We start from the raw sequence: 25522 nt of genomic DNA, 5'->3' as shown, positions 1-25522 counted from the left end.
GCCTTACGCTCCGCCCTCCACCAGGCTCGCCTCGACCAGCCGCCCGAACAGGGCTTCCTGCCCCGCCGGCAGCAATTCCCGCAGGACCTCGCGATGCCGGCCGCTGCCCAGCAGCCGCTCGGCGATCCATGCGACCAGGTACAGGGCCGACAGGCAGCCGCCCGCGGTGGCGACGTTGCCGTCGCAGACGAAGGGACGTTCGTCGCTTGTCACGCCCATGGCGCTCAAGGCGGCGCGGGCGTCGGGATGGGTGGTGGCCCGGTTGTGCGGGAGCAGGCCGAGCCTGGCGAGGAAGAAGGAGCCGGCGCAGATGGAGCCGATCAGCTGGCGTCGCGGGTCCAGGCGGAAGCTGCCGAGGAAGGCGGCATCGGCCAGCGCCGCCGGCACGCCTTGCTTGCCGCTGGCGAACAGTACGGCATCGGCATGGTTGGCTTCGTCCAGCCGACCGTGGGGCCGCAGCGCCAGGCCGTTGGCGGAGCGCAGTTCCGGCTGGCTGCCGAGGATGCGGACCTGCCAGTGCTGGCGCTGGCGGCCGAGGATGTCCCACATCAGGAAGAGATCGATGTCGGTGAACTGCTCGAAGGCGATGAGTGCGATGGTCTTCATGGCGTCGTCGGGTGGCTATGCGAGAATCGCACTCTAGCGACGCAAGGGAGGCCATACACAGCCTGTATGGCGGCAAGCATGGCGGCAGACGCATGGCGGCATTGACACGGGACCGGTGGATCCGGGCGGGGCTCGAGGCACTGGACCAGGAGGGATTCCAGGCCGTGTCCGCCGAGCGCCTGGCGCGCCGGCTGAACGTCACGCGCGGGTCCTTCTACCATCATTTCGACAGCCGGGAGGCCTTCGTGCGCGCGCTGCTGGCCGAGTGGGAGGCCGACTACACCGGGCGCATGCTCGCCCACGCCGCGCAGGGGCGCGGCGCGCAGGATATCCTCGCGCGCTACCTGGAGATCGCGGCGCAGAAACGGCCGGGGCGCGAGGTCGCGATCCGCGCCTGGGCGCTGCAGGACCCGCTGGTGGCCGAATTCCAGGACCGCGTCGACCGCACGCGGCTGTCCTTCGCGCTGTCCGTGTGCCGCCCGCTGGCGCGCAGCGAAGCCGAAGCCGAGCGGATCGCCCGGGCCGTGCATCTCTGCCTGATCGGCGGCCAGCAGGCGGGGGACCGCCGCGATCCCGCCGCCTTCGGCGCGCTGCTGCAAGGCGTGGCGGCGCTGGTCGGCGCCGGCCTGGATCCCCGGGACTAGCTTCCCCGCAGCGCTCACCACAGGGCAGGGCCCTCACCACACCTCACTACACCTCACCACACCTCACCACACCCGGTACACGCGCCCGCTCTGCACCTTCGTCGAATTCCTGCTGGAGCAGGCGGCGCCGCTGCTGGCTTGAGCGGCGGCCTGGCAACAAAGAAAACGGGGCAACCTTGCGGTTGCCCCGTGGCTTGGCCGCCGCCGGCCTCACGCACCGGCCGGGCGGCCGGGCGTCAGGCGTGCACGGCGCGCGTCAGGCTTGCCTTAGCGCGGTGCCGGCTCAGCGCATCACCGGCTTGCCGGCTTCGTCCTTGATCTTCGCGGCCCATTGCGCGCGAATCTCCGCGACCACCGACTTCGGCAGCGAGATGTAGTCGAGCTCCTGCGCGGCCTGTTCGCCGTTCTTGAAGGCCCAGTCGAAGAACTTGAGCGTTTCCGCGCCTTGTTCGGCCTTGTCCTGCTTGGTGTGCAGCAGCACGAAGGTCGCGCCGACCACCGGCCAGGCGTCCTTGCCGGGTTCGTTGGTCAGGATCTGGTAGAAGGTCTTCGACCAGTTGGCGCCGGCGGCGGCGGCCTTGAAGGTCTCCGTCCTGGGCTCGACCACGGTGCCGGTGGCGTTCTTCATGGCCGTATAGACCATGTTGTTCTGCTTGGCGTAGGCCCACTCGACGTAGCCGATGGCGCCCGGCAGGCGCTGCACGAAGGCGGCCACGCCGTCGTTGCCCTTGCCGCCGGTGCCGGTCGGCCAGTTGACGGTGGTGCCTTCACCGATCTTCGACTTCCACTCCGGGCTGACCTTGGACAGGTAGTTGGTCCAGATGAAGCTGGTGCCCGAGCCGTCGGCGCGGCGCACCACGGCGATGTCGAGGTCCGGCAGCTTGGCCTTCGGGTTCAGCGCGGCGATCTCGGCGTCATTCCACTTCTTGATCTTGCCGAGGTAGATGTCGGCCAGCACCGGGCCCGACAGCGTCAGCTCGCCCGACTTCACGCCCGGCACATTGATCGCCGCCACCACGCCGCCGACCACCGTGGGGAACTGGAACAGGCCTTCCTTGGCCAGTTCCTCGTCCTTCAGCGGGGCGTCCGAGCCGGCGAAGTCGACCGTCTTCGCGATGATCTGCTTGATGCCGCCCGAGGAGCCGATGCCCTGGTAGTTCACCTGGGCGCCGTTGGCCTTCTGGAACGAAGTGGCCCACTTGTTGTAGATGGGGGCGGCGAACGTGCTGCCGGCGCCGGTGATGTCGGCGGCTTGGGCGGCACTGCTCAGCAGCGCGACGGCGAGGGCGGCGATGGTCGTGAACTTCATGTCTTGTTTTCTCCGGAATGAGACCCGTTGCGACGGGTGACGGCACGATAGAGGCGCACGATGGCGGAAACATGACGGACACGGCGCCGGCATCACATGCGCACCGGGAATATCCGCGTCCGCGCTGCGGCATTCTGTCGCAGCGCATCCGGCCGGCCGGGCCGGCTGGTGATAGGCTTGCGCCTTTGCCCGGCCCCCGTCGCGTCTCGTCTCGTTTCGTCTCCCGCCATGCAAGCCAAGGATCGTCTGCTCGCCCTCGCCATCGTCCTCGTCTGGGGAATCAATTTCGTCGTCATCAAGGTGGGGCTGGCCGGCATGCCGCCGATGCTGCTGGGCACGCTGCGCTTCCTGCTGGTGGCCTTCCCGGCGGTACTGTTCGTGCCCAGGCCGCGCCTCCCGCTGCGCCTGCTGCTGGCCTACGGGGCCACCATCAGCCTGGGGCAGTTCGCCTTCCTCTTCTACGCCATGGCGGTGGGCATGCCGGCCGGGCTGGCGTCGCTGGTGCTGCAGGCCCAGGCCTTCTTCACGCTGGCCATCGCCGCCGCCTGGCTGGGCGAGCCGCTGCGCTGGTTCAACCTCGCCGGCATGGCCGTTGCCGCCGCGGGACTGGCGCTGATCGGCACGGGCGCGGCGACGGCGTCCGGCGGAGCGCATGGCGCCATGAGCGTGGCCGGCTTCGTGCTGACCCTGTGCGCGGCGGCGTGCTGGGCCACCGGCAATATCGTCAGCAAGCGCATCGGTCCGGTCGACCTGGTCGGGCTGGTGGTGTGGGGCGCGCTGGTGCCGATCGTGCCGTTCGCACTGTTGTCGCTGGCCTTCGAAGGGCCGGCACGCATCGCCGCGAGCCTGTCGCAGGTGTCCGGCGCGGCCGTGTTCGCGGTGTGCTACCTGGCCTTCGTGGCGACGCTGTTCGGCTATTCGATGTGGGGCCGGCTGCTGACGCGCTACGCGGCCAGCAAGGTGGCGCCGCTGACGCTGCTGGTGCCGGTGGTGGGCCTGGTCTCGGCCCATTGGCTGCTGGGCGAGGACCTGGCACCGGCGCAATGGGCGGGCGCGGCGGTGGTGATGGCGGGGCTGCTGGTCAATGTGTCCGGCGCGCGGCTGGGGCTGCGCGCCGCGAAGCGGGCCTGAGCGAGGCAGGGCGGCAGGGCCGGGAGGCCAGCGGCTGCCCGGCTTGGCCGGATCGGCTGGAAATCTGTCGGCTCGGGCGCTGCCAGGCGGCACCGCGCTGCGCTGTAATGTCCACCTGATCCACAGCGCAGCGCGCGAGGCCGGTCCATGCCCAATCTCCTGATCCGCATTCCCCAAGGCACCTTTCCCGGCACCCATCGCGCCGACCTGGGCCGCTTGCTGAGCGACGCCGCGGCCACCGCCGAACGGATTCCCGATGACCCGCGCCGGCGCGCCCTGTGCTGGGTGCAGGTCGAGGAGGTGGCGGCGGGCGGCTGGACCTGCGGCGGCGCCGATCCCGGGGCCGGCCTGCTGCCCTGCGTGGTGCAGGCCTGCGTCCCGGCGGGCGTGCTCGACGACGCGGCACGCGCGGAGTTCGTGCGCCTGGTGCACGAAGCGGTCCAGGCGGCGCGGCCGGCCGGTGACACGCGGCCCCTGGTCACCTCGGTGCTGCTGCAGGAAGTGCCCGACGGCACCTGGGGGGTGAACGGGCGCATCTGGCGCCTGGCGGACTTCGCCGCGGCGGCCGGCTACGCGCACCTGCAGCAAGCGTCGAGCTAGCACTCAGCATGGCAGTCCGGATACCAGGATGGTTTGCCAACTGGATCTCCCCGCCGGCGTCCCTAGAATGGCCGCAGGCGGCAAGCCTGCCGCATCGCCCGCAGACAAGGAGACCTCACCGATGCCATCCCGCGCGACCGACGCCGTGCAGAAATTCGATTCCTCCCGTGCCGCCGAGTACGGCGAGCAGAGCCGCATCGCGCTGGCTGGCTACGATGCCTGCCATGAACTGGCGGCGTGCATGCTGGCCGCACGGCTCGGCAGTGGCGGCGCGGCCAGCATCCTGGTGGCCGGGGCCGGCGGCACCGGCCAGGAGATGCTGACGGCGGCCCGGCTCGAACCCGGCTGGACCTTCACCGCTGTCGATCCGTCGCCCGAGATGCTGGCGCTGACCTCGGCGCAGGTGGCGCAGGCCGGGCTGTCCGGGCGCGTGCGCAGCGTGCCTGGCTATGTGGCGGACCTCGACCCCCTTGAACGCTTCGACGCGGCGACCTTGATCGGGGTGCTGCACCACCTCCCGGGCGAGGCGGACAAGGCCGCGCTGCTGGCCGGCATCGCGGCACGCCTGCCCGCCGGCGCGCCGCTGATCCTGGCCTGCAACTACCGGCCCTACGCCTCGCAGCCGCTGTTGCTGAAGGCATGGGGAGAGCGCTGGCGCATGCAGGGCGCGGACGCGGCCACGGTGGCGGCCAAGCTGGGGCGCATCCAGCAGGGCGCCGAGCCGCCGGCATCGGAGCAGGTGGTGGCCGATCTGCTCGGGGCGGCCGGCTTCGAGGCGCCGCTGCGCTTCTTTTCCAGTTTGTTCTGGGGCGCCTGGATCGCCTGCCGGCGGGCGCCGGACTGAGGCGCACGCCGCCGCCGGCGCGCGTGAGGCCGCGCGCGGCTGGCGTCAGGCCGCCGCGCCGCCGCTCCTGCCGTCCTTGCCGCGCAGCCCCGCCAGGGTGCGGCGCGCCACCGCCACGAAGGCACCGACCAGGGCGTTGTCGGTGGCGGCCAGCGAGGCCAGCACCAGCGGATAGCGCAGCGTGGTGCGCGCTTGCGCCACCTCCACGTAGACCACGCCGCGGGCCTGCACGCGCGTCATCGCGCGCGGCACGATGGCCACGCCGAGATGGCCGGCCACGAGCGTGACGATGGACTGCATCTGCGCGGCTTCCTGCACCACGCGCGGGAAGAAGCCGGCGCGCTGGCAGGCGGCCAGGATCACGCCCGAGTAGCCGGGCCCTTCGGCGAACGGGAAGGCGACGAAGGCTTCCGCGCGCAGTTCCTCCAGCCGCACCCGCTTGCGGCGCGCGAGCGGGTGCTCGGCCGGCACCGCCAGCACCAGTTCCTCCTCGCACAGGATGTCCAGGCTGAGGTCGCGGGCCTCGTAGACCGGCGGCACCACCAGCGCCAGGTCGGTGTCGCCGCGGCGCAGCAGTTCGAGCTGGCGGCCGCTGGTCTCGCCGCTGAGGATCAGCTTGACCGCCGGGTACTCGCGCTGGAAGGTGCGCAGCACCTCGGGCAGCAGGTCCAGCGCCGCGCTCGGCACGAAGGACAGGCGCAGCGTGCCGAACATGCCGCTGGCGGCCCGGCGCGCGGATTCGATGGCGATCTCGGCCTGCGCGATGGCGCGCCGGGCCTCCACCAGGAAGACCTCGCCGGCCGGTGTCAGGCGCACCGTGTGGCGGTTGCGGTCCAGCAGGCGCGTGCCGATGGTCTCTTCCAGCTTCTGGATGGCCACCGTCAGCGGCGGCTGGGACATGTGCAGGACCTCGGCCGCGCGGCGGAAGCTCAGCAGCTCGGCCACGGCGATGAATTGCTGGAACTGGCGCAGGTCGGTCATGGTGCGGGGCAGGGCGGTGGCGCGCGCCGGGGTCCGCGCGCCGTGATTCATTGCATGTATTACGAATGCACACGAATAGTATTTGGAATATCACGGCCCGGCAATCTAGAGTAAGCAAAACGCCAGCCGGCCCGGTCCTCGCGCCGAGGCCTGCCGCCTGCCCCCACGGAGAACCCGATGCGCCCCTCGCTGCTGGAAGAACTGACCCCGGTCCCCAATCCCTATCCCATCGTCTCGACCCTGGCCTACCAGGACATCTGGGGCCTGTGCGAACAGGCGCGCGCGCTGGCCTGGGATCCGGCCCGGATCGACTATTCCGACCTGGAGCGCGCCGACCTCCCGGCCGAGGTGCGCGAGGCCGGCGCCGAGTGGTGGAGCCTGCGCGCCTGGATGGAGCATGGGGCGATCCCCTACGGCGCGGAGCGCCTGCTCGATGCCATCTTTTCCCACCAGCCCTTCGAGGTGAAGCAGCACGTGGTCAACTTCATCGCCGAGGAACTGCGCCACCACGAGGCCTCCTTCCGCGTGGCGGGCGCCATCGGCGGCTACCAGCCGTCGCCGCGCTCGGACTACTTCCGTTCGGTGATCCCGCGCTTCCACGACGAGCGCGAGGAGAAGCAGATGAGCTTCTTCGCCGGGCTCGCGGTCAACACCCTGTTCGAACAGTTGTCGGGCGAACTGCTGCAGGCCCGCTACGAGAATGCGCGCTTCGAGTCGATCCGCACCGCCTGCCGGCTGATCCTGCGCGACGAAGCGCGCCACATCCAGTTCGGCCGCATCATCATGCGGCGTTTCTTTGCCGAGATCTCGGCGGACGACAAGGCCATGCTGGGCCAGAAGTTCGCCAAGAAGCTGCGCGGCAGCCTGCTCAACGGTGTCTATGCAGTGGTCAACCTGCCGCCCGACGAGCAGCGGCGCGCGGCGCGCGCGCGCGCCCTCGCCGCCGAGCATGGCCTCGGCGCCACGCATCCGGAGGAGGAGATGGCGATCATCCGCCGCGCCTTGAACGAGATCCGCGAGGATGTCGGCGCCCACGGCGTGGAGATCCCGCCGATCGCCGAGGTGGACGAGGAGCGGGCTCCGCTGCTGTCCTGAGCGGGGCCGTCGCCTGCCTCCACGTTGTGCGCCGCCGCCGCGGCGGCGCTTCCGCACCCGACTTCGCACCCGACTCCGCACCCGCCCAGCATGCCTTCCCTTTTCTCCCGCCTGTGCGCCGGCCTGGCCGCCGCGCTGCTGCTGTCAGTACCCGTGGCCGCACAGGTCTTTCCTAACCGGCCGCTGCACCTGGTGGTGCCCTATCCGCCGGGCGGCACCGCCGACGTGCTGGCGCGCCTGCTCGGCCAGCGTTTGTCGGAGCGCCTGGGCTCCCCGGTGGTGGTCGACAACCGCGCCGGGGCGGGCACCGCCATCGGCAGCAAGTACGTGGCCCAGGCCGCGCCGGACGGCTACACGCTGCTGCTCGGCACGGTCAGCTCGCACGCGATGAATCCGGCGCTGACGCCGGTGGGGTACGACCCCGTGCAGGATTTCACGCCGATCACGCGCGTGGCCTCGGTGCCCTTCGTGGTGCTGGTCAATCCGGCCCTGCCGGTGAAGACCATGGGCGAGCTGGTCGCGCTGGCCAAGGCGCGCCCGGGGCAGATCACCTATGCCTCGGCCGGCACCGGCACCTCCAACCACCTGGCGGGCGAGCTGCTGGCGAAATCGGCCGGCATCCAGCTGCTGCACGTGCCCTACAAGGGCAGCGCGCCGGCGCTGGCCGACCTGCTGGGCGGCCAGGTCAGCCTGATGTTCGACCTGCAGGTCACGGCCAAGGCGCAGATCGAGGCCGGCACCGTGCGCGCGCTGGCCGTCACCGGGGCGCACCGCAGCAGCCTGCTGCCCAGGCTGCCCACCGTGGCCGAGTCCGGCCTGCCGGGCTTCGAGGTCAGCGCCTGGTTCGGCATCTTCGGCCCGGCCCGGCTGCCGCCCGCGGTGGTGGAGACACTGAACCGCAACCTGGTGGCGATCCTGAAGTCGCCGGAGATCCAGCAGCGTTTCAGTGCGCAGGGTGCCGAGGTGGAGTGGAGCAGCCCCGAGGCCTTCCGCACCTTCGTGCAGGCCGAGCACGCCAAGTGGGCCGGCCTGATCCAAGGCCAGAAGCTGGCCGCGCAGTAGCCATGGCGACGTCATTCCAAGCAATCGCCCCGGCACGCTGCCCGGCGGCCCGGGCCACCGTCCACGGCGACGAGATGGTGGTCGCCTCGCAACCGCTGGCGGCCCAGGCCGGCCTGGAGATGCTGGTGCTGGGCGGCAATGCCGCCGACGCCGCGATCGCTGCGGCGGCCGCCATCGCCGTGGTCGAGCCGACCAATAACTCGCTGGGCGGGGATGCCTTCGCGCAGGTCTGCCACGGCGGCCGCCTGCATGGCCTGAACGCCAGCGGCCGCGCCCCGCTCGCGCTCGACACCGCGCGGCTGGCCGGCCTGGCGGCGATGCCGCAGCGCGGCTGGGACAGCGTGACCGTGCCCGGCGCCGTGTCGGCCTGGAGCGCGCTGGCGCGCCGCTTCGGCCGGCTGCCGCTGTCGACGGTGCTGCTGCCGGCCATCCGCTATGCGCGCGACGGCTTCCCGGTGTCGCCGGGGGTGGCGCAGAAATGGCGCGAGCAGGTGGCCAAGCTGCAGGACCAGCCGGGCTTCGCCGCCTGCTACCTGCCCGGCGGGCGCGCGCCCGTCGCGGGCGAGCGTTTCGCCTTGCCGGCGCTGGCCGCCACGCTCGAGCGCATCGGCCGCAGCGGCGGCGAGGACTTCTACCGCGGCGAGACCGCATCCCTGCTCGACGCGCATGCGCGCGCGACCGGCGGCAGTCTGCGCCTGGCCGACCTGCACGCGCACCAGGCCGAGTGGGTCGAGCCATTGCAGGCACGTTACCGGGCGCTGTCGCTGGCCGAGCTGCCGCCCAACGGACAGGGCGCGGTGGCCTTGTTCGCGCTGGGCGTGCTGGCGCATCACGATCTCGCGCGGCATGGGCCGGACTCGGTCGCCTCCCTGCACCTGCAGATCGAGGCCATCAAGCTGGCCTTCGCGGAAATCGGCCCGCTGATCGGCGACGGCCCGGCGGCGCTGGCGGCCGTGCAGGCCGGTCTCGCGCCGGCGCGCCTGGCGGCGGCGGCCGCGCGCCTCCGCAGCGCCGCCGCCGCCGATACCGGCCACCGTTTCGGCCCGCTGGCGGGCACGGTGTACCTGGCGGCCGGCGACCGCGACGGCATGATGGTGTCGCTGATCCAGTCCAACTACATGGGCTTCGGCTCGGGCGTGGCGGTGCCGGCGGCCGGCGTGTCGCTGCAGAACCGTGGCGCCTGCTTCAGCACCGATCCCGCCTCGCCGGCCTTCATCCGCGCCGGCGCGCGGCCCTTCCACACCATCCTGCCGGGCTTCGCTTTCGACGCGGACGGCCAGCCCATGGCCTTCGGCGCCACCGGCGGCACCTTCCAGCCCCAGGGGCATGTCCAGATGATGGTGCGGCTGCAGGACCATGGCCAGGACCTGCAGGCCATCGTCGACGCGCCGCGCTTCAAGGTCGGCGCCGGGCGCGCGGTGCACCTCGAGCCCGGCTTTCCGCCCGGTGTGGCGCAAGGGCTGGCCGCGCTCGGCCACGACGTGGTGGAGATGGACCGCAGCACCTGGGACTTCGGCGGCATGCAGATGCTGCGCCGCGCCGGCAATGCCTACGCCGGCGCCTGCGACGCCCGCCGCGACAGCCACGCGGCGGTGCGCTGAGCGCAGGGAGCATCCCTCAGGCGCGCACCAGCACATCCTCGAAGAAGGCGCCGATCGGCCGGGCGCGGTCGCGCACCTGGATCTCCAGCACCCAGATGCCGTCGTCCGGCACGAACTCGACGTCGGCCAGGCGGTGCTTGCCGTACAGCGCGTGCGGGAATTCCGAGACGCGGTGGCCGGGCACGTCCGCCACCAGTTCGCAGCCGTGCGTGTGCGCGAGCGTCTCGGCGTAGGCATACAGCGCCTTGCCGCTCATGCCGCCGAGCCAGGCCTGGCGCGCCGCGTCGAACACCGCGCGCGCGGCCTGCGCGCAGCGCCGGTGGTCGGCATCGTCGCCGAGCACGAAGGTGTCGCCATAGTCGCCTTCGTAGCCATCCCAGACCGGGCCCACGTCGATGACCACGATGTCGTCCGCGCGCAGGCGCCGCTCGCGCTGCGAGGGTTGGTGCCAGGTGTTGACCGAGTCGGCGCCGAAGCGCACATAGGTGGGATGCCAGTTGTAGGCGGAGCCCATGGCCTGCAGTTGCCGGTCGATCATGGCGATCGCTTCGCCGGTGGTGATGCCGGGGCGCAGCATGGCGGCGGCGGCATTGACCGCCTCGATCGAACGGCGCCGCGCCTCCAGCAGGGCCGTCATGCTGAAGCGCGGCCCGACCCGTTCCCAGGGATGGCGCGGCGCCGCCGCCGGCACGAAGGCCTCGGCGTGGAAGCGTGCCGGCGGCAGCCCGGCGGCGTGCAGGGCGGCACGCGCGTCGCGCACCATGCCGGGATGGCCGCAGGCGTAGACCCGTGCGCGCGCCCAGTCGTGGCGCCCGGCCAGGGCGGCATCCTGGACCCGTCCCGGCGTGGCGGCGCCGGCGGACAGCACCGGCTGCCAGCGCAAGGCGGGGTGTTGTGCCTGCAGCCGGTCGAGCCAGTCGGCGGCGTAGCAGTCCTCCGCCTCGCGGTTGCCCCAGTAGAGCGTGACCGAGCGGCAGGCGCCGCTGGCCAGGGCGGTCAGCAGGATGGGGCGCACGCCCGCGAAGCCGGTGCCGGTGGCGAGCAGGACGAGGTCTTGCCCGGCGTCGGCGCCATTCCTGGCTTCCCTGTCCGCCGCCTGCGGGGCAGGCCAGACGCAGTCGCCCTCGGGGCCTTCGAGGTGCAGCGTGTCGCCGGGCGCCAGCGTGCCGAGCGCGCGGTCGGTGAAGGCCCCGCCGGGAAGGCGGCGGATGTGGAATTCCAGTCGGCGCTTGCCTGCCGGTTCGCCAGCCGACTCACTCGCCGACTCACTCGCCGGTTCGCCCGGCACGTTGGCGATGGAAAAGCAGCGCAGGCTGCCGGGTTCCAGGCCGAGCCGCACATGCTGGCCGGCCTGCCAGTCGAACGGCGTCCCGCCCTGCACCTCGACCACCAGCCGCGCGATGGTGCGCGCCACGTACTCCAGCGAGACGACGCGGGCCGTGCGCGGAGCAGCCGCTGCGGCCGGCGCCTGCCAGTGCGGGAAGCGCAGCGTCAGGTCGCTGAGCGCGCGGCACTGGCACAGCAGCAGTTCCTGCTCCTGCACCGGATACGCGTACTCCGAGGGCGGGGCGATCCGTTCGTGCTGTCCGGCCATGACCTGCGCGCGGCACGAGCCGCATTCGCCGCGGCGGCAGGAGAAGGGCACGGCGAGGCCGGCGGCCAGCGCGGCATCCAGCAGGCTGGACTGGCTGTCGGCCGGGAAGCGGCGCGCGTCGGGCGCCAGGGTGCAGAGGAAGGCAGGACGGGTTGGCGAGTTGGCCATGCTTGACTCCGGTGGGGTTCGCGATGGCGCTCAATGTAGGGATAATGTGGACTTGTCAGAAGATCCATATTACAGAAATTGACCAGTCCACTTTCCCGGCGGACGCGCGGTGTCTCCAGCGTGGACCTCGCCACTGACGGGCCGCATCCGGGCGAGGTGAAGCAAGCCTGGGTCTACCGGCAGATCCGTGACGGCATCCTCGGCGGCGCGCTGCCGGCGGGCGCGCGCCTGCCGTCCACGCGCAGTCTCGCCGAGCGCTGGCAGCTGGCACGCATGACGGTCGAGGCGGCCTACGACCAGCTGCGCGGCGAGGGCTACCTGGTCAGCGCGGTCGGTTCGGGCACCTATGTGAGCGCGACGCTGCCGGACCGCTTCGTCACAGCCGCCGCCGCGTGCCCGCCGGCGCGCAGCGGCACGGCCGCTCCCGCTCCCGCTTCCGCCGCAGAGGCGCCGCGCGCGGCGCCGTTCGGCGCGCGGCTGGCGGATGCCGCCCTGTTCCCGCTGGACGAATGGCGCCGCCTGCTGGCCGGCTGCGCGCGCCGCATCACGCCAGCGCAGCTGTCGGCCGACGAGCCGCTCGGTGCCTGGCCGCTGCGCGAGCAGATCGCGCACTACCTGGGCACGGCGCGCGGCATCGCCTGCGACGCCGGGCAGGTGATCGTGCTCAGCGGCATCCGCCATGCGCTGGACCTGAGCGCGCGCCTGCTGCTGTCGGCGGGCGACCAGGTGCTGATCGAGGATCCCGCCTACATGAACGCCGAGCCGATCTTCCGCCAGTACGCCGCGCGCGTGGTGCCGCTGCCGGTCGACCAGGACGGCTTCGCGCCCGCCGCGGCGCGGCGCTACCGGCGCGCGCGCCTGGCCTACGTGACGCCGGCCCACCAGTCGCCGCTGGGCATGGCCATGCCCGCGGCGCGCCGCATGGCGCTGCTCGACTGGGCCGGGCAGAACGACTGCTGGATCCTGGAGGACGACTACGACAGCGAGTTCAACTACGAACGCCTGCCGCTGCCGGCGCTGAAGTCACTGGACGAGGGCGATCGCGTGATCCACTGCGGCAGCTTCAACAAGACGCTGTTCGCCGCGCTGCGCATCGGCTATGCGGTGCTGCCACGCCGGCTGGTGCCGGCCTTCTCGGAGCTGCGCCGCATCACCGGGCGCTCGAACAGCGTGATCGAGCAGCTGGCCCTGGCCGAGTTCCTGCGCAGCGGGGCCTTCGCGCGCCACCTGCGCCGCGCCCGCGCGGCCTACCAGCAGCGGCGCGACCGCGTGCTGCAGTGCCTGCGCGAGGCGGTGGGCGAGGCGGCCTTGCGTGTCAGCGGCGAGCAGGCCGGCTTCCATTTCGTCTGGTGGCTGCCGCCGGGCCTCGACGAGGCGGCCGTGCTGGCCGCCGCGCGGGCGCACGGCCTGCGTCTCGAGTCCCTGTCCGCCTTGTGCCACCGCGTGTCCCTGCCGCCCGGCGTGCTGGTCGGCTTCAGCGCATGGCAGGACGAGGAGGTGGTGGTCCGCCTGGGCGAGATGCTGCGCGGCTTGCTGCGCCGGCGCTGAGGTTCCGACCGGCCGGGCGGGAATTTCCCGGGCGCGGATCAGGTCCGCACCGCCAGCAGGACGCTGGAGGCCTTGAAGATGGCCACGGCGGCGCTGCCGGCGGCCAGGCCCAGGCTGGCTACGCTGTCGTTGGTGATGATGGCGACGACCTCGCCGCCCTGGGGCAGGGCGATGCGCACCTCGCTGTTGACCGCTCCGGTGGCGACATGGCTGACGGTGCCGGCGAGCTGGTTGCGGGCCGACAGCAGCATGCCCGGATCGGGCACGCCGACGATCACCGACGATGCTTTGACCAGGGCCACCACGTCCTTGCCCGTGGCCAGCCCGAGGCGCTCGGTGCTGCTGCGGGTGATGGTGGCGACGATGCGCGCGCCGCCGGGGATCTCGACCTCGATCTCGTCGTGGACCGCGCCCTGGTGCAAGGCGGCGACCTTGCCGTCCCACTGGTTTCTTGCGCTGGTTTTCATCTGGCTTGTCTCCGCAGGGTAGGGGCGCCGCATGGCGCGGCACGGTCAACGATAGCAGAGGAGGGGGGTGGCACCGCCACGTTCATTCGCTGACGCAGGCCTGCAGCCAGCGCACCGCCGCATGCTCGCCGGGCAGTATCCATTGCGCTGCATCGTGCATCAGGCGCAGTCCGCGGTTACTGTTGCTCAGCAGCACCACGGCACGCCGCTCGGCCGGGCTGCCCATGACGAAGGCGCGCACGCCCGGCATCTTGCCCCACTGGAAGAAGGCGCCGCGCGCTGTCTCGATGCCCCAGCCCAGCCCCCAGCCGATGCCGGAGCCGGCAGTGGGCGCCGCTTCCGTCTCGAGCGACAGCACGCTGTCGCGCGGCGCCGGCAGGACCGGCTCCAGCCATTGCCGGTGCATGGCCGGGCGCAGGCGCTCGCCACGCAGCACCGCCTGCGCGAAGCGCGCATAGTCGTGCGCCGTGGTGTGCAGCGAGTACGAGGCATGCGCGCCCGGCGGGTAGTGCTTGGCGGTGCGCTCGTCGTGCTCGTGCGGATGGACGAAGTTGCCGGCGAAGCGCGGCTGCCATTCCAGGCTGGACGAAGCCATGCCGAGCGGGCCGAATACCAGGCGCCGCGCCAGGGCTTCGAGCGGTTCGCCGGTGACGGCTTCGAGCGCGGACTGCAGGTAGCCGAAGCCGACGCTGGAATAGCTGAAGCGCTCGCCCGGGGCGAAATAGGTGCGCAGCGGCTCGCTGCCGCGCAGGTTGGGCAGGCCGCCGGTGTGGCTCAGCACGTGGCGGGCGGTGATGGCCGCGGCGCGCGCATCGCCGGCGACCAGCGGGGGCGTGAAGGCCGCCAGCGGTGCATCGAGGTCCAGCACCCCGGCGTCGGCCAGCTGCAGCACCGCGTAGGACACCAGGGGCTTGGTCAGCGAGGCCACGTCGAACACGGTGCCGGCATCGACCGGCGTGCCGTCGTTGCGGTCGCGCACGCCGCCGCAGGCCAGCAGGATGTCGTCGTCGCGGATGCAGGACAGCGCGGCGCCGGCCACGCCGGTCTCGTGCAGACGGTGGTGCAGGCGGTCCTGCAGGACGGTGGCGGTGAGGGTCATCGGGAGGGGACGGGAACGTGGTGCGGGGCGGCCAGGGCGTGGCGGATAGCGGGACGGAAGCCTGCGGCGGGCCGGGGCGGCCGCCGCCGAAGGCTGGCATGGGACGCGGCGGCAGGGCGCTGGCGCGCCCCGTGCCGGCTCAGCCCGGGATCCGCACCGGCAGGTGCGAGAAGCCGTGCACGAAGGACGAGCGCACCCGCGTCGGCGGGCCCATCACCTCGATCACCGGGAAGCGCGGCAGCAGTTCTTCCCACAGGACCTTGAGCTGCAGCTCGGCGATGCGGCTGCCCACGCAGCGGTGGATGCCGAAGCCGAAGGACAGGTGCTGGCGGGCCCGCTCGCGGTCGACCAGGAAGCGGTCGGGCTCGGCGATCATGCTGTCGTCGCGGTTGGCCGACAGGTACCACATGGCCAGCTTGTCGCCCTTGCGGATGGTCTTGCCGCCCAGCTCGGTGTCCTCGGTGGCGGTGCGGCGCATATAGGCCAGCGGCGTCTGCCAGCGGATGATCTCGGGCACCAGGCTGTCCACCAGGTTGGGATCGGCGCGCAGCTTGGCCATTTCCTGCGGGTTCTGGTGCAGGGCCAGCAGGCCGCCGGTCATGGAGTTGCGCGTGGTGTCGTTGCCGCCGACGATCAGCAGCGCCAGGTTGCCCATGAATTCCATCGGGCCCATCGCGCGCGTGGCCGGGCTGTGGGCCAGCATCGATATCAGGTTCATGCTGGGCGGCGCGTTGACGCGCTCGTTCCACAGGCGCGTGAAATAGGCCAGCATCTTGTGCAGCTCGGCCATGCGCACCTCGGGATCGGGCGCATCGGGGTTGGTGCGCTTGTTGGAAGTGATCATGTCCGACCAGTGCGTCAGCAGGCGGCGGTCCTCCAGCGGGAAGTCGAACAGGGTGGCCAGCATCAGCGTGGTCAGCTCGACCGAGACCCGCTCCACCCAGTTGAAGGTTTCATTGCGCGGCAGGCTGTCCAGCACGCGGCAGGTGCGCTCGCGGATCAGGCTTTCCCAGGCGCCCAGGTTGCCCGGCGAGGCGATCGGGCTGACCACCTTGCGTTCTTCGTCGTGCTTGGGCGGGTCCATGGCGATGAACATCTGCAGGCGCTCCTCGCCCGGCGGGAAATCCATCAGCGTGATGCCGCCGCGTGTCCAGTCGGACGAGAACAGCTCGTGGTGGGTTTCCACGTGCATGATGTCGCGGTAGCGCGTCACCGACCAGTAGTGGCCGATGCCCTCGATCGGGCTGCAGGAGCGGTGGACCGGATCCTCGCGGCGCAGGCGCGCGAAGATGTCGCCGATGGTGTCGTCCACGAACCATTGCGGATCGGCCGGATCGATGCCGTCGAGCGGCATGGTTGCGATGTGCGCGCGTGCATCCTGCGCGGCGGGGTCGGACAGCAGGTTTCCCGTCATGGGCTGGTTCCTCGTGTCAACCTGGATCGATGGCTCCCCCGCTGCAGGATGGTCGAGCCGAAGCCTGGCCGGGAGCCGCCTTGTGCTGCGCCTGCAATTGCGATGGCCGGAGGCGACGCGCGCCGTTCCTGTCCGCCGTTGTTGTCCGTTCTGGTCGATGGCAGGGATGCGCGGGGGCCGGACCGCCAGCCAGAATCTTCCGGCCCGCATCTCTTGTCAAGGCGGGCAAGTGCGGACGGGGGCCGCCTGCCGGCATCGGCAGGCGGCGCGTCGCGCTGCGTCCAGGCGGCTGATTTCGTTAGGCTTCCCGCACTTTGTGCATACATTTTCAGCAATATATCGGGGCTAACCCCTAAGGTATTCCCCGGATTCGTCGTTAACCCTGATGCGCCGTAGGCACGCCCATGAGACTGCCTGCCGCGGCCGGGGGAACGGGCGGAAGGCGGCCTCGCCGATCTTCGCAGCCCGTCGCTGTCAATGTTCGGGTAAGAAGGTAAGAAGAAAATGAAGAATCTTGGAATAGGCGTGCGTCTCGGTATCGGCTTCGGTGTCGTCCTGCTGTTGTCGATGCTGATGACCGGCCTGGGCATCTTCCGACTGCACCAGGTGGCACGGCACACGGAAGAGATGATGCAGGTGCCGCTCGCCAAGGAGCGCATCGTCAGCGACTGGTACCGGCTGATGTACGCCAGCGTGCGCCGCACCACCGCGGTGGCGCGCAGTTCCGACCCGGCGCTGGGCGCGTTCTTCGCCGACGAGACGAAGTTCTCCGCCGACTCCATGGCCAAGCTGCGCGACCAGCTGGGGCCGATGCTGTCGACGGACGATGAGAAGGCCGCACTGGCCAGGATCGTCGAAGTGCGCAATCCCTACAACGCTTCGCGCGACAAGATCACCAAGCTGAAGGAAGCGGGCCAGGCCGACGCCGCCAACGAAGTGCTCGCCAAGGAATTCGTGCCGGCCGGCGAGGCCTACCTGGGCGCGCTGGAAAAGCTGCTGGACATCCAGCGCCGCAGCATCGACGCGACCGCGCGCGACATCAACGGCATCTACGAGTCGGCGCGCAACGGCCTGATCGTGCTGGGCGTCTTCGTGCTGGCCATCGGCGCCGCGCTCTCGGCCTGGCTGACGCGCGGCATCGTGCGGCCGCTGCATCGCGCGGTCGGCGTGGCGCGCACCGTGGCCGCGGGCGACCTGACCAGCCGCATCGAAGCCGAAGGCAAGGACGAGACCGCCCAGCTGCTGCACGCGCTCGGCGACATGAACGAGAACCTGCTGCGCATCGTGCATCAGGTGCGCAGCTGCACGGACTCGATCGCCACCGGCACCGGCCAGATCGCCGCCGGCAATACCGACCTGTCGCAGCGCACCGAGGAGCAGGCCTCGTCGCTGCAGCAGACCGCCGCCAGCATGGAAGAGCTGACCGGCATCGTGCGCCAGAACGCCGACAACGCGCGCCAGGCCAGCGGCCTCGCCGTCAATGCCTCGCAGATCGCCGTGCGCGGCGGCGAGGTGGTGGGCGAGGTGGTCGACACCATGGACCAGATCAACGGCGCCTCGAAGAAGGTGGTGGACATCATCGCCGTGATCGAGGGCATTGCCTTCCAGACCAATATCCTGGCGCTGAACGCGGCGGTGGAAGCGGCGCGCGCGGGCGAGCAGGGCCGCGGCTTCGCCGTGGTGGCGGGCGAGGTGCGCAGCCTGGCCCAGCGCAGCGCCACCGCGGCCAAGGAGATCAAGGCCCTGATCGGCGATTCGGCCGAGCGCGTGGAAAAGGGTTCGCAGCTGGTGGCGCAGGCCGGCCAGACCATGGCCGGTATCGTCGACGCGGTCAAGCGCGTGACCGACATCATGGGCGAGATCAGCGCCGCCTCGCATGAGCAGAGCGCCGGCATCGAGCAGGTCAACCAGGCCGTCACGCAGATGGACACCGTCACCCAGCAGAACGCCGCGCTGGTGGAGCAGGCCGCCGCGGCCGCGGGCTCGCTCGAAGAGCAGGCCAGCCGGCTGACCCAGGCCGTATCGTCGTTCCGCCTGGCCGCCTGAGGCCGGGGCAGGCAGGGCGGGCCGCCCGCAGCGCGTGCCCGCCCGCCAGGGCTAGCGGAAGGTCCGCAGGTAGGCCAGCAGGTTCTCGATCTGCTGCGCGTTGCCGATGCCCCAGAAACGCATGCGCGTGCCCGGCACCACCTTGTCCGGCGACTGGATGAACGCGCTCAGCGTGGCATCCGTCCACACGATGCCCGAGGCCTTCATGGCCGCCGAGTACTGGTAGTCGGTGGTCGAGCCCGCATGCCGGCCGAACAGGCCGTTGAGCTGCGGGCCGAAGGCGCCGCGCGCCGAAGGGCCCACGCTGTGGCAGGAGGCGCAGCGGGTGGTGAACAGGGCTTTGCCGGCCAGCGCGTCGCCGGCGGCGTGCGCGGCGGGCGGCAGGGCCAGGATCAGGGCGCAGAGGAGCGCGTGTCTCATGTGACGGAGAGGAGGAAGGCAGGGGATCACGCGCCGTATTGTAGACGGGCGTGGCCGGGCGGCTTCCCGTCGCCATCCCCGTCGCCATCTCCGTCGCTATCTCCGTCGCTATCCCTGCAGCCAGTTCTCCAGCCGCAGGCCCGGATAGTGCGCGAAGTCTCTTTCGTTGTTGGTGACCAGGACCAGGTCCAGTGCCAGCGCATGGGCTGCGATCAGCTTGTCCAGATGGTCCTTCCTGCGCTCGCGCGTCGCCTGCCGGACGGGGCCGTAGGCCCGCGCCGCGGCCGCCTCGAAGGGCATCACCGGAATGTCCTCGACCAGCGAGGCGAGGTGCAGGCGTTCCCGGGCGGGGTCGGCCGACACGGCGACGCCGTATTCCAGTTCGGCATAGGTGATGGCAGACATCACCACGTCACCGACATAGCATTGCGCAAAGCGTCTCGCCACCTGCTCGGGCTGGTCCCGCATCAGGTAGATGCACATATTGGTGTCGAGCATGAAGCGCGGCATCAGAGGGCCTCGCGCTCGTCCTGGCCGTGCTCGTCGCGGCCCTCGGCCATGAAGTCCGGGCCGAATTTCGCGAACTTCTCCAGAACCCCGGCCAGCGGCCGGCGCGCCGGGCGGATGCGGATCTCGTCGCCGATGCGCTCGATCTCCAGTTCCACGTCGGTGCGGTCGTAGGCCAGGTCGGCCGGAATACGCACGGCCTGCGAGTTGCCGTTCTTGAAGAGGCGTGTGGTGTGCATGGGATGCCTGCTCACGGATGTGCGGTGGATGTACTGGATGTACTATAGGCCGCCGCCTGCCTGATGTAAATCCATGTGTGTACATTGAGGCGGCCGAGCCGGCAGGGACGACGGGCGAACGACGAGCATGCGCGCGTGAGCCCGGCCTGGCCCCCGCTTGCCTCTATCCAGAAATACTGTATAAATATACAGTATCGGATTTTTCCAGCCACCGGCATCAGACAGGTGGCGCACAGCAGACATGATTTCGCCATCGCACGCCATGCCGGCCACCGCCGTCCCCACGCCGGCGCCGGCGCAGGAGGACTGGCTCTCCGCGCCGCCACGGCCATCGCTCCCGTCGCTCCCGTCGCTTTCCCCGGCGCAGCGGATGCAGGCGCTGGACGCGCTGGAACGGCGCTATCCCGGCCTGTGGCGGGCCGGGCAGCTCGGCCAGGCCGCCCGCCTGCCGGTCTGCCCCTGCGGCCATGCCGCGCTGGCGGCCGAGCTGCCCGGTGGCGGCTGGCCGCTCGGTGCCTTGAGCGAGTTGCTGCTGGCCGAGAGCGGGGTGGGGGAACTGCGCCTGCTGCGGCCGGCGCTGCAGGCGCTGGCGGCGCAAGGACGCGCGCTGGCGCTGGTGGGGGCGCCGCACGTGCCCAATGCGGCCGGGCTGGCAGCCTGGGGCCTGCCGGCGCAGCGCCTGTACTGGGTGCGCGCCGGGCGCGGCGCCGACCTGACCTGGGCGGCCGAGCAGATCCTGCGCAGCCAGGCTTTCGGCGGCGTGCTGCTGTGGTTGCCCGGCGCGCGGCCCGAGACCATCCGCCGGCTGCAGGTGCTGGCGCAGGCGGGCGATGCGGCGGTGTGGGTGATGCGGCCGGCCGCGGCACAGCGCGAATCGTCGCCGGCGGTGCTGCGGCTGCTGCTGTCGCCGCTGCCGGGCAATGCCTTGTCGATCGCCTTCCACAAGCGGCGGGGACCGTTGCGCGAGGCGCCGCTGGTGCTGCCGCTGGGCGGCATGGAGGCGGTGCCGTCCGGGCTCGCCGCGGCGCTCGCGGAGGCCGCGCCGGGCCAGCCGGAGGCAGCGGCCGAGCCGGGCGCGCCGGCGCCGGCTGTCGTGCGGCAGGGGGCGGTGCCGGCCGCGGTCGCGTGAGAGCCGGTCGATGTCGCCGATGTCGTCGATGCCGTTCTGGATCGCGGTGCACCTGCCGCGCCTGCCCCTGGATGCCTTGCAGCCGGCCTGGCCCGGCGCGCAGGCGCGGGCCTTGCCCGGCCTGCTGGAGCAGGCCGCGCCGGTGGCCGTGCTGGAGCAGGAGCGGGTCGTGCTGGCCAACGCCGCGGCCATGGCGCTGGGCGTGCGCTACGGCATGCGGCGCGGCGGCGTGCAGGCGCTGTCGGCCGAGGTCGTGCAGCTCGAGCGCGAGCCGGCCGCCGAAGCCGAGCTGATGGCGGCGGCGGCGCTGGCGCTGCTGCGCTTCACGCCGCAGGTGGCCTGCGATGACGAGGGCGCCACCCTGATGCTCGACGTCAGCGCCAGCCTGCGCCTGTTCGGCGGCCATCGCGCGCTGTGCCGCGCGGTGCGGGCCTGCGTGCGGCGGCTGGGCGCGGTGCCCCAGCTCGGCTGCGGCAGCAGCGCGCGGGGCGCGGCCTGGCTGGCCGCGCAGCCGCTGCGGCGCGGCCGGCACGGCGTCGTGGTGCGGCCGCCGCGGCGCGCGCTGCGTCCCGCCCGCATGGCGCGGCTGCTGGACCGGCTGCCGGTCGAGGCCCTGTACCGGCTGGCCGATCCCGCCTGGCTCGACGGCATCGGCTGCCGCACCGTGGGCGAGGTGCGCGCGCTGCCACGCGCCGCGCTCAAGCGGCGCGTGGGGCCGGGCCTGCTGGAGGGGCTGGACCAGGCGTATGGCGAGGCGCCGGACAGCCTGCCCTGGTTCGTCGCGCCGCCGGTCTTCGCCCGCCGCATGGACCTGCCGGGCCGCATCGAAGGTGCCGAGGGCGTGCTGGCCGGCGCGCAGCGGCTGCTGCTGGCGATGGCCGGCTGGCTGGCCGGGCAGCAGGCGGGCGCGACCCGTTTCGTGCTGGTGCTGGAGCACGAGCGCTACCGCGCCGGCGAGGCGCCGCAGGGCACGCCGGTGGAGGTGGCGCTGGCCCAGCCCAGCCGCGATCCCGAACACCTGTCGAAGCTGCTGCAGGAGCGCCTGGGCCAGTTGCGCTTCGGTGCGCCGGTGGTCGGCCTGGGTCTGAAGGTGGAAGCGATGCAGGAGAGCCTGCCGCGCAGCGCCTCGCTGTTCCCCGAGCCCGGCGCCGAGGCGGCCGCGCTGGGGCGTGTGCTCGACACGCTGGTGGCGCGGCTGGGCCGCGACGGCGTGCTGCAGCCGCGGCCGCTGGCCGACCACCGTCCCGAACGCGCCAGCCGCTGGTGCGCGCTGGACGAGGACGCGCCGGGGCCGGCGCTGCCGGCCGGCATCCCGCTGCCCGAGCGGCCGCTGTGGCTGCTGGCCGAGCCGGTGCCGCTGGCGGCGCGGCAGGAGCGGCCCTGCCATGGCGGTCCGATGCGGCTGCTGACCCGCCCCGAGCGCATCGAGTCCGGCTGGTGGGACGGCGCGCTGGCCTCGCGCGACTACTACATCGCCGAGCGTAGCGACGGCGTGCGCTGCTGGGTCTATTGCGTGTACCTCGGCCACGGCGCGGATGTCACCGCGCACTGGTACCTGCACGGCCTCTTCGCATGACGACCGCCGGCGCGCGCGGGGCCGGCGGCCCCGCATCCCCTGCATGGCCCGGCATCGCCGCCGGCGCCGGCGCGGTGGTGGCGCTGCCCGACTACGTCGAGCTGCACTGCCTCTCCAATTTCACCTTCCTGACCGGCGCCTCCCATCCCGCCGAACTGCTCGAACGCGCCTTCGCGCTCGGCTACCGCGGGCTGGCGCTGACCGACGAATGCTCGGTGGCCGGCACCGCGCGCGCCTACCAGGCGCTCAAGGACCTGCGCCGGCGCGAGCAGGAACGGGCGGAAGCCGGCGAGGCGGCGGAGGCCGGGCGCGCGGCCGCCTTCCAGTTGCTGATCGGCAGCCGCTTCACGCTGACCCCGCCTGCGGGCGCGCCGGACGATGGCGGTATGCCGGCGCTGCGCCTGGTGCTGCTGGCGACGGACCGCGCCGGCTTCGGCAACCTGTGCGAACTGATCACGCTGGGCCGCCGCCGCGCGGACAAGGGCAGCTACCGGCTGCACCCGCAGGACGTGGCCGCGTCGGTGGAAGGCGCGGCGGAGGGGGCGGCGGAGGAGGGGGCGGCGGACTGGCAGCACGGTTTGCGCGGCATGCCCGGCTGCCTGGCGCTGTTGCTGCCCGACTACTGCGCCGACCCCGAACGGCTGCTGGCGCAGGCGCAATGGTGCCGCGCGCAGTTCGGCGCGCGCGCCTGGATGGCGCTGGAACTGCACCAGGGCCATGCCGACAACCTGCACCGCGAGCGGGTGCTGGCGGCGGCTGCGCGCAGCGGGCTGCCGCTGGCGGCCAGCGGCGCGGTCACCATGCACGTGCGCTCGCGCAAGCCGCTGGCCGACGTGCTGACCGCGATCCGCCTGCGCCAGCCGCTGTCGGCCTGCGGCCTGGCGCTGGCGCCGAATGCCGAGGCGCGCCTGCGCCAGCGCCAGCGGCTCGGGCGCCTCTATCCGCTGGAGGCGCTGGCGCAGACGGTGCATATCGCCTCGCTGTGCCATTTCTCGCTGGGCGACCTGCGCTACGAGTACCCGGAGGAGCTGGTGCCCGAGGGCCGGACGGCCATCGATTACCTGCGCGAGGAGGTGGACAAGGGCCGGCGGCAGCGTTTTCCCGAGGGGATGCAGGAGTCGTGGGCGAAGCAGCTGGAGGAAGAGCTCAAGCTGATCGAGGCCAAGCAGTACGAGCATTTCTTCCTGACCGTGCATGACATCGTGCGCCAGGCGCGCCACCTGGGCATCCTGTGCCAGGGGCGCGGCTCGGCGGCCAACTCGCTGGTCTGCTACTGCCTCTATATCACCGAGGTCCATCCCGAGCAGACGCAGATGCTGTTCGGCCGCTTCCTCTCGGCCGAGCGCGACGAGCCGCCCGATATCGACGTCGACTTCGAGCACCAGCGGCGCGAGGAGGTGATCCAGTACATCTACAGCAAGTACGGCCGCGACCGTGCCGCGCTGGCCGCCTCGCTGATCACCTACCGCTCGCGCAGCGCGCTGCGCGACGTGGGGCGCGCGCTCGGCATCGACGCCGGCGTGGTCGAGCAGGTGGTCAAGGGCCAGGCCTGGTGGGACGGCGACCAGGCCTTTCTGGAGCGCATCGCGCGCCACGGGCTCGACCCCGGGTCGCCGGCGGTGCGGTCGTGGGCCGAGCTCGCCGGGCAGCTGCGCGGCTTCCCGCGCCACCTGTCGCAGCACGTGGGCGGCTTCGTGATCGCGCGCGGCCGGCTGTCGCGGCTGGTGCCGATCGAGAACGCCGCCATGCCGGACCGCAGCGTGATCCAGTGGGACAAGGACGACCTGGAGTCGCTGGGCCTGCTCAAGGTGGACGTGCTGGCGCTGGGCATGCTGTCGGCGATCCGGCGCGCGCTGGCCATGATCCAGGACTACAGCGGCGCGCACGGGCGCATGGAAGAGCTGCCGCGCGAGGACACGGCCACCTACGACATGATCTGCCGTGCCGAGACCATCGGCGTGTTCCAGGTCGAGTCGCGCGCGCAGCAGACCATGCTGCCGCGCCTGCGGCCGCGCAATTTCTACGACCTGGTGGTGGAGGTGGCCATCGTGCGCCCCGGCCCCATCCAGGGCGGCATGGTCCATCCCTACCTGAAGCAGCGCGAGGCGGCGCGCCGTAACGGCAAGCCGCCGCACTACCTCAACGCGGTCATCGAAAAGGTGCTGGGGCGCACGCTGGGCGTGCCCATCTTCCAGGAGCAGGTGATGCAGCTCGCCATCGACGCGGCCGATTTCACGCCGGGCGAGGCCGACCTGCTGCGCCGCTCGATGGCGGCCTGGCGGCGCAAGGGCGACCTCAAGCGCCACCAGGACAAGCTGGTCGCGGGCTTCGTCCGGAACGGCTACCCCGAAGCGTTCGCGCAGCGCATCTGCAAGCAGATCGAGGGCTTCGGCGAGTACGGTTTCCCCGAGAGCCATGCGGCCAGCTTCGCCAAGCTGGTCTATGTCAGCGCCTGGATCAAGCGCCACCATCCGGCGGCCTTCCTGTGCGCGCTGCTCAACAGCCAGCCGATGGGCTTCTATTCGCCGTCGCAGCTGGTGCAGGATGCCGGCCGCAACGGCGTGCGCGTGCTGCCGGTGGACGTCGGCGAGAGCTGCTGGGACAGCACGCTGGTCCTGCGCGACGGGCAGCCGTGGCGGGAGGGCGCGCCGCCGCCGGACGTGCGGCTCGGCCTGGGGCGGGTCAAGGGCATGCGCAAGGAGGCCGCCGCGCGCATCGAGGCGGCGCGCGCCGCGCGCCCCTTCGCCAGCGTGGAGGACCTGGCCCTGCGCGCCGCGCTGGACCGCCACGACATCGACGCGCTGGCCGCCGCCGACGCACTGGCCAGCCTCGCCGGCCACCGCCGCCAGGCGCGCTGGCAGGCGCGCGCGGCCGCGCTGCAGTCGGCCCACCGCGACCTGCTCTACGAAGCGCCGCCGGCCGAGTCGGCGCTGGCGCTGCCGGCGCCGCGCCTGGGCGAGGAGGTGGCGGCCGACTACACCAGCCTGGGCCTGTCGCTCAAGGCCCATCCGCTGGCGCTGCTGCGCCGCCGCCTGCAGGCCATGCGCTTCGCCACCGCGCGCGAGCTGGCCGACTGCCCCGACGGCCGCCGCGTGCGTGCCTGCGGCATCGTCACCGTGCGCCAGCGGCCGGCCACCGCCAGCGGCACCATCTTCACCTCCATCGAGGACGAGACCGGCGCCGTCAACGTGATCCTGTGGCCGGACCTGATCGAGCGCGAGCGCAAGACCGTGCTGGGGGCCCGGCTGCTCGGCGTCAGCGGGACCTGGCAGCGCCAGGGCGAGGTCCGCCACCTGGTGGCCGAACAGCTGGTGGATCTGAGCGGGCTGCTCGGGCGGCTGGCGGTCAGCAGCCGCGATTTCCACTGAGCGCCGGCCTTATCGATTGCAAACGATTGTCAGCGGCCGCGCGGCTCACCCCGGCATGGACCAGTCCGCCGATA

The 25522-nt window shown here is 72.1% G+C and carries 22 protein-coding genes; 12 read left to right on the top strand and 10 right to left on the bottom strand.

The genetic code is table 11. From position 1 onward, the window contains the following. Positions 1–3: 3 nt before the first annotated feature. A complete protein-coding gene (locus BKK81_RS31375) occupies positions 4–606 on the bottom strand; it encodes a DJ-1/PfpI family protein (protein WP_071021155.1) in 603 nt (200 codons plus the stop codon). Between the two features lie 92 nt (positions 607–698). On the opposite strand from BKK81_RS31375, the gene BKK81_RS31370 reads away from it, so the two are divergent. Beyond that, positions 699–1250: a TetR/AcrR family transcriptional regulator gene (locus BKK81_RS31370; protein ID WP_071021153.1), complete on the top strand. Its 552-nt coding sequence runs from the start codon at positions 699–701 to the stop codon at positions 1248–1250. A 283-nt stretch (positions 1251–1533) separates the two neighbouring features. Here BKK81_RS31370 and pstS read toward each other — a convergent pair whose 3' ends face one another. Continuing rightward, positions 1534–2559: a phosphate ABC transporter substrate-binding protein PstS gene (gene pstS / locus BKK81_RS31365; RefSeq protein ID WP_071021150.1), complete on the bottom strand. Its 1026-nt coding sequence runs from the start codon at positions 2557–2559 to the stop codon at positions 1534–1536. Positions 2560–2787: 228 nt separating this feature from the next. On the opposite strand from pstS, the gene BKK81_RS31360 reads away from it, so the two are divergent. The 3 genes from BKK81_RS31360 to BKK81_RS31350 all read left to right on the top strand — a co-directional run bounded on the left by BKK81_RS31360 (position 2788) and on the right by BKK81_RS31350 (position 5134). Beyond that, positions 2788–3690: an EamA family transporter gene (locus BKK81_RS31360; RefSeq protein WP_071021147.1), complete on the top strand. Its 903-nt coding sequence runs from the start codon at positions 2788–2790 to the stop codon at positions 3688–3690. A gap of 147 nt (positions 3691–3837) precedes the next feature. Beyond that, entirely contained in the window at positions 3838–4290 is a 453-nt protein-coding gene (locus tag BKK81_RS31355; protein ID WP_071021144.1) for a tautomerase, read from the top strand. Between the two features lie 121 nt (positions 4291–4411). Next, positions 4412–5134 carry an SAM-dependent methyltransferase gene (locus BKK81_RS31350; RefSeq protein WP_071021141.1) on the top strand — a complete coding sequence of 241 codons (723 nt, stop codon included), beginning with the start codon at positions 4412–4414 and terminating at the stop codon, positions 5132–5134. Positions 5135–5179: 45 nt separating this feature from the next. Here the strand turns inward: BKK81_RS31350 and BKK81_RS31345 are convergent, their stop codons facing one another. Beyond that, entirely contained in the window at positions 5180–6166 is a 987-nt protein-coding gene (locus BKK81_RS31345) for a LysR family transcriptional regulator (RefSeq protein ID WP_231908152.1), read from the bottom strand. A gap of 126 nt (positions 6167–6292) precedes the next feature. On the opposite strand from BKK81_RS31345, the gene BKK81_RS31340 reads away from it, so the two are divergent. From BKK81_RS31340 to BKK81_RS31330, 3 genes are all read left to right on the top strand, one after another. After that, positions 6293–7210, top strand: a complete 918-nt coding sequence (locus tag BKK81_RS31340) for a diiron oxygenase (protein WP_071021139.1) — start codon at positions 6293–6295, stop codon at positions 7208–7210. 90 nt (positions 7211–7300) lie between these two features. Beyond that, entirely contained in the window at positions 7301–8272 is a 972-nt protein-coding gene (locus tag BKK81_RS31335) for a tripartite tricarboxylate transporter substrate binding protein (protein WP_071021136.1), read from the top strand. Between the two features lie 2 nt (positions 8273–8274). Beyond that, on the top strand, positions 8275–9873 hold the full coding sequence (locus tag BKK81_RS31330) for a gamma-glutamyltransferase family protein (RefSeq protein WP_071021133.1): 1599 nt from the start codon (positions 8275–8277) through the stop codon (positions 9871–9873). 16 nt (positions 9874–9889) lie between these two features. Here BKK81_RS31330 and BKK81_RS31325 read toward each other — a convergent pair whose 3' ends face one another. After that, on the bottom strand, positions 9890–11635 hold the full coding sequence (locus BKK81_RS31325; protein WP_071021130.1) for an NAD(P)H dependent flavin oxidoreductase family protein: 1746 nt from the start codon (positions 11633–11635) through the stop codon (positions 9890–9892). 120 nt (positions 11636–11755) lie between these two features. On the opposite strand from BKK81_RS31325, the gene pdxR reads away from it, so the two are divergent. Continuing rightward, positions 11756–13183 carry a MocR-like pyridoxine biosynthesis transcription factor PdxR gene (gene pdxR / locus BKK81_RS31320; protein WP_231908151.1) on the top strand — a complete coding sequence of 476 codons (1428 nt, stop codon included), beginning with the start codon at positions 11756–11758 and terminating at the stop codon, positions 13181–13183. 38 nt (positions 13184–13221) lie between these two features. On the opposite strand, the gene BKK81_RS31315 is transcribed toward pdxR, so the two are convergent. The 3 genes from BKK81_RS31315 to BKK81_RS31305 form a co-directional block, all read right to left on the bottom strand. Then, complete coding sequence (locus BKK81_RS31315; RefSeq protein WP_071021125.1) at positions 13222–13650, bottom strand: TOBE domain-containing protein; 429 nt, start codon at positions 13648–13650, stop codon at positions 13222–13224. Between the two features lie 82 nt (positions 13651–13732). Next, positions 13733–14749: a serine hydrolase domain-containing protein gene (locus tag BKK81_RS31310; protein WP_071021122.1), complete on the bottom strand. Its 1017-nt coding sequence runs from the start codon at positions 14747–14749 to the stop codon at positions 13733–13735. Between the two features lie 139 nt (positions 14750–14888). Then, the gene (locus BKK81_RS31305) at positions 14889–16163 is read right to left on the bottom strand and encodes a cytochrome P450 (RefSeq protein WP_071021119.1); all 1275 of its coding nucleotides are present in this window, start codon (positions 16161–16163) and stop codon (positions 14889–14891) included. Between the two features lie 504 nt (positions 16164–16667). Between BKK81_RS31305 and BKK81_RS31300 the strand changes: the two genes are divergently transcribed. Continuing rightward, a complete protein-coding gene (locus BKK81_RS31300; RefSeq protein WP_071021117.1) occupies positions 16668–18209 on the top strand; it encodes a methyl-accepting chemotaxis protein in 1542 nt (513 codons plus the stop codon). Between the two features lie 51 nt (positions 18210–18260). On the opposite strand, the gene BKK81_RS31295 is transcribed toward BKK81_RS31300, so the two are convergent. From BKK81_RS31295 to vapB, 3 genes are all read right to left on the bottom strand, one after another. Next, positions 18261–18629 (bottom strand): c-type cytochrome, encoded by a 369-nt coding sequence (locus BKK81_RS31295; RefSeq protein WP_071021114.1) that lies wholly within the window; start codon positions 18627–18629, stop codon positions 18261–18263. Between the two features lie 108 nt (positions 18630–18737). Beyond that, complete coding sequence (locus tag BKK81_RS31290) at positions 18738–19139, bottom strand: type II toxin-antitoxin system VapC family toxin (protein WP_071021112.1); 402 nt, start codon at positions 19137–19139, stop codon at positions 18738–18740. Then, positions 19139–19375, bottom strand: coding sequence for a type II toxin-antitoxin system VapB family antitoxin (gene vapB, locus BKK81_RS31285; RefSeq protein WP_071021111.1), 237 nt, complete (start codon positions 19373–19375; stop codon positions 19139–19141). The genes BKK81_RS31290 and vapB overlap by 1 nt, the downstream gene beginning before the upstream one ends. Before the next feature lie 241 nt (positions 19376–19616). On the opposite strand from vapB, the gene imuA reads away from it, so the two are divergent. Genes imuA through BKK81_RS31270 form a run of 3 tightly spaced genes read left to right on the top strand, consistent with a single transcriptional unit; the run spans position 19617 to position 25448 of the window. Beyond that, entirely contained in the window at positions 19617–20504 is an 888-nt protein-coding gene (gene imuA, locus BKK81_RS31280; protein WP_442873406.1) for a translesion DNA synthesis-associated protein ImuA, read from the top strand. Between the two features lie 28 nt (positions 20505–20532). Next, a complete protein-coding gene (locus BKK81_RS36185) occupies positions 20533–22080 on the top strand; it encodes a Y-family DNA polymerase (protein ID WP_071022739.1) in 1548 nt (515 codons plus the stop codon). Then, entirely contained in the window at positions 22077–25448 is a 3372-nt protein-coding gene (locus BKK81_RS31270) for an error-prone DNA polymerase (RefSeq protein ID WP_083384625.1), read from the top strand. The genes BKK81_RS36185 and BKK81_RS31270 overlap by 4 nt, the downstream gene beginning before the upstream one ends. Positions 25449–25522: the final 74 nt, after the last annotated feature.

The sequence above is a fragment of the Cupriavidus sp. USMAHM13 genome, from assembly GCF_001854285.1.
In the GTDB taxonomy this organism is placed as follows: domain Bacteria; phylum Pseudomonadota; class Gammaproteobacteria; order Burkholderiales; family Burkholderiaceae; genus Cupriavidus; species Cupriavidus malaysiensis.
This window is presented reverse-complemented; position numbering and strand designations above follow the sequence as displayed.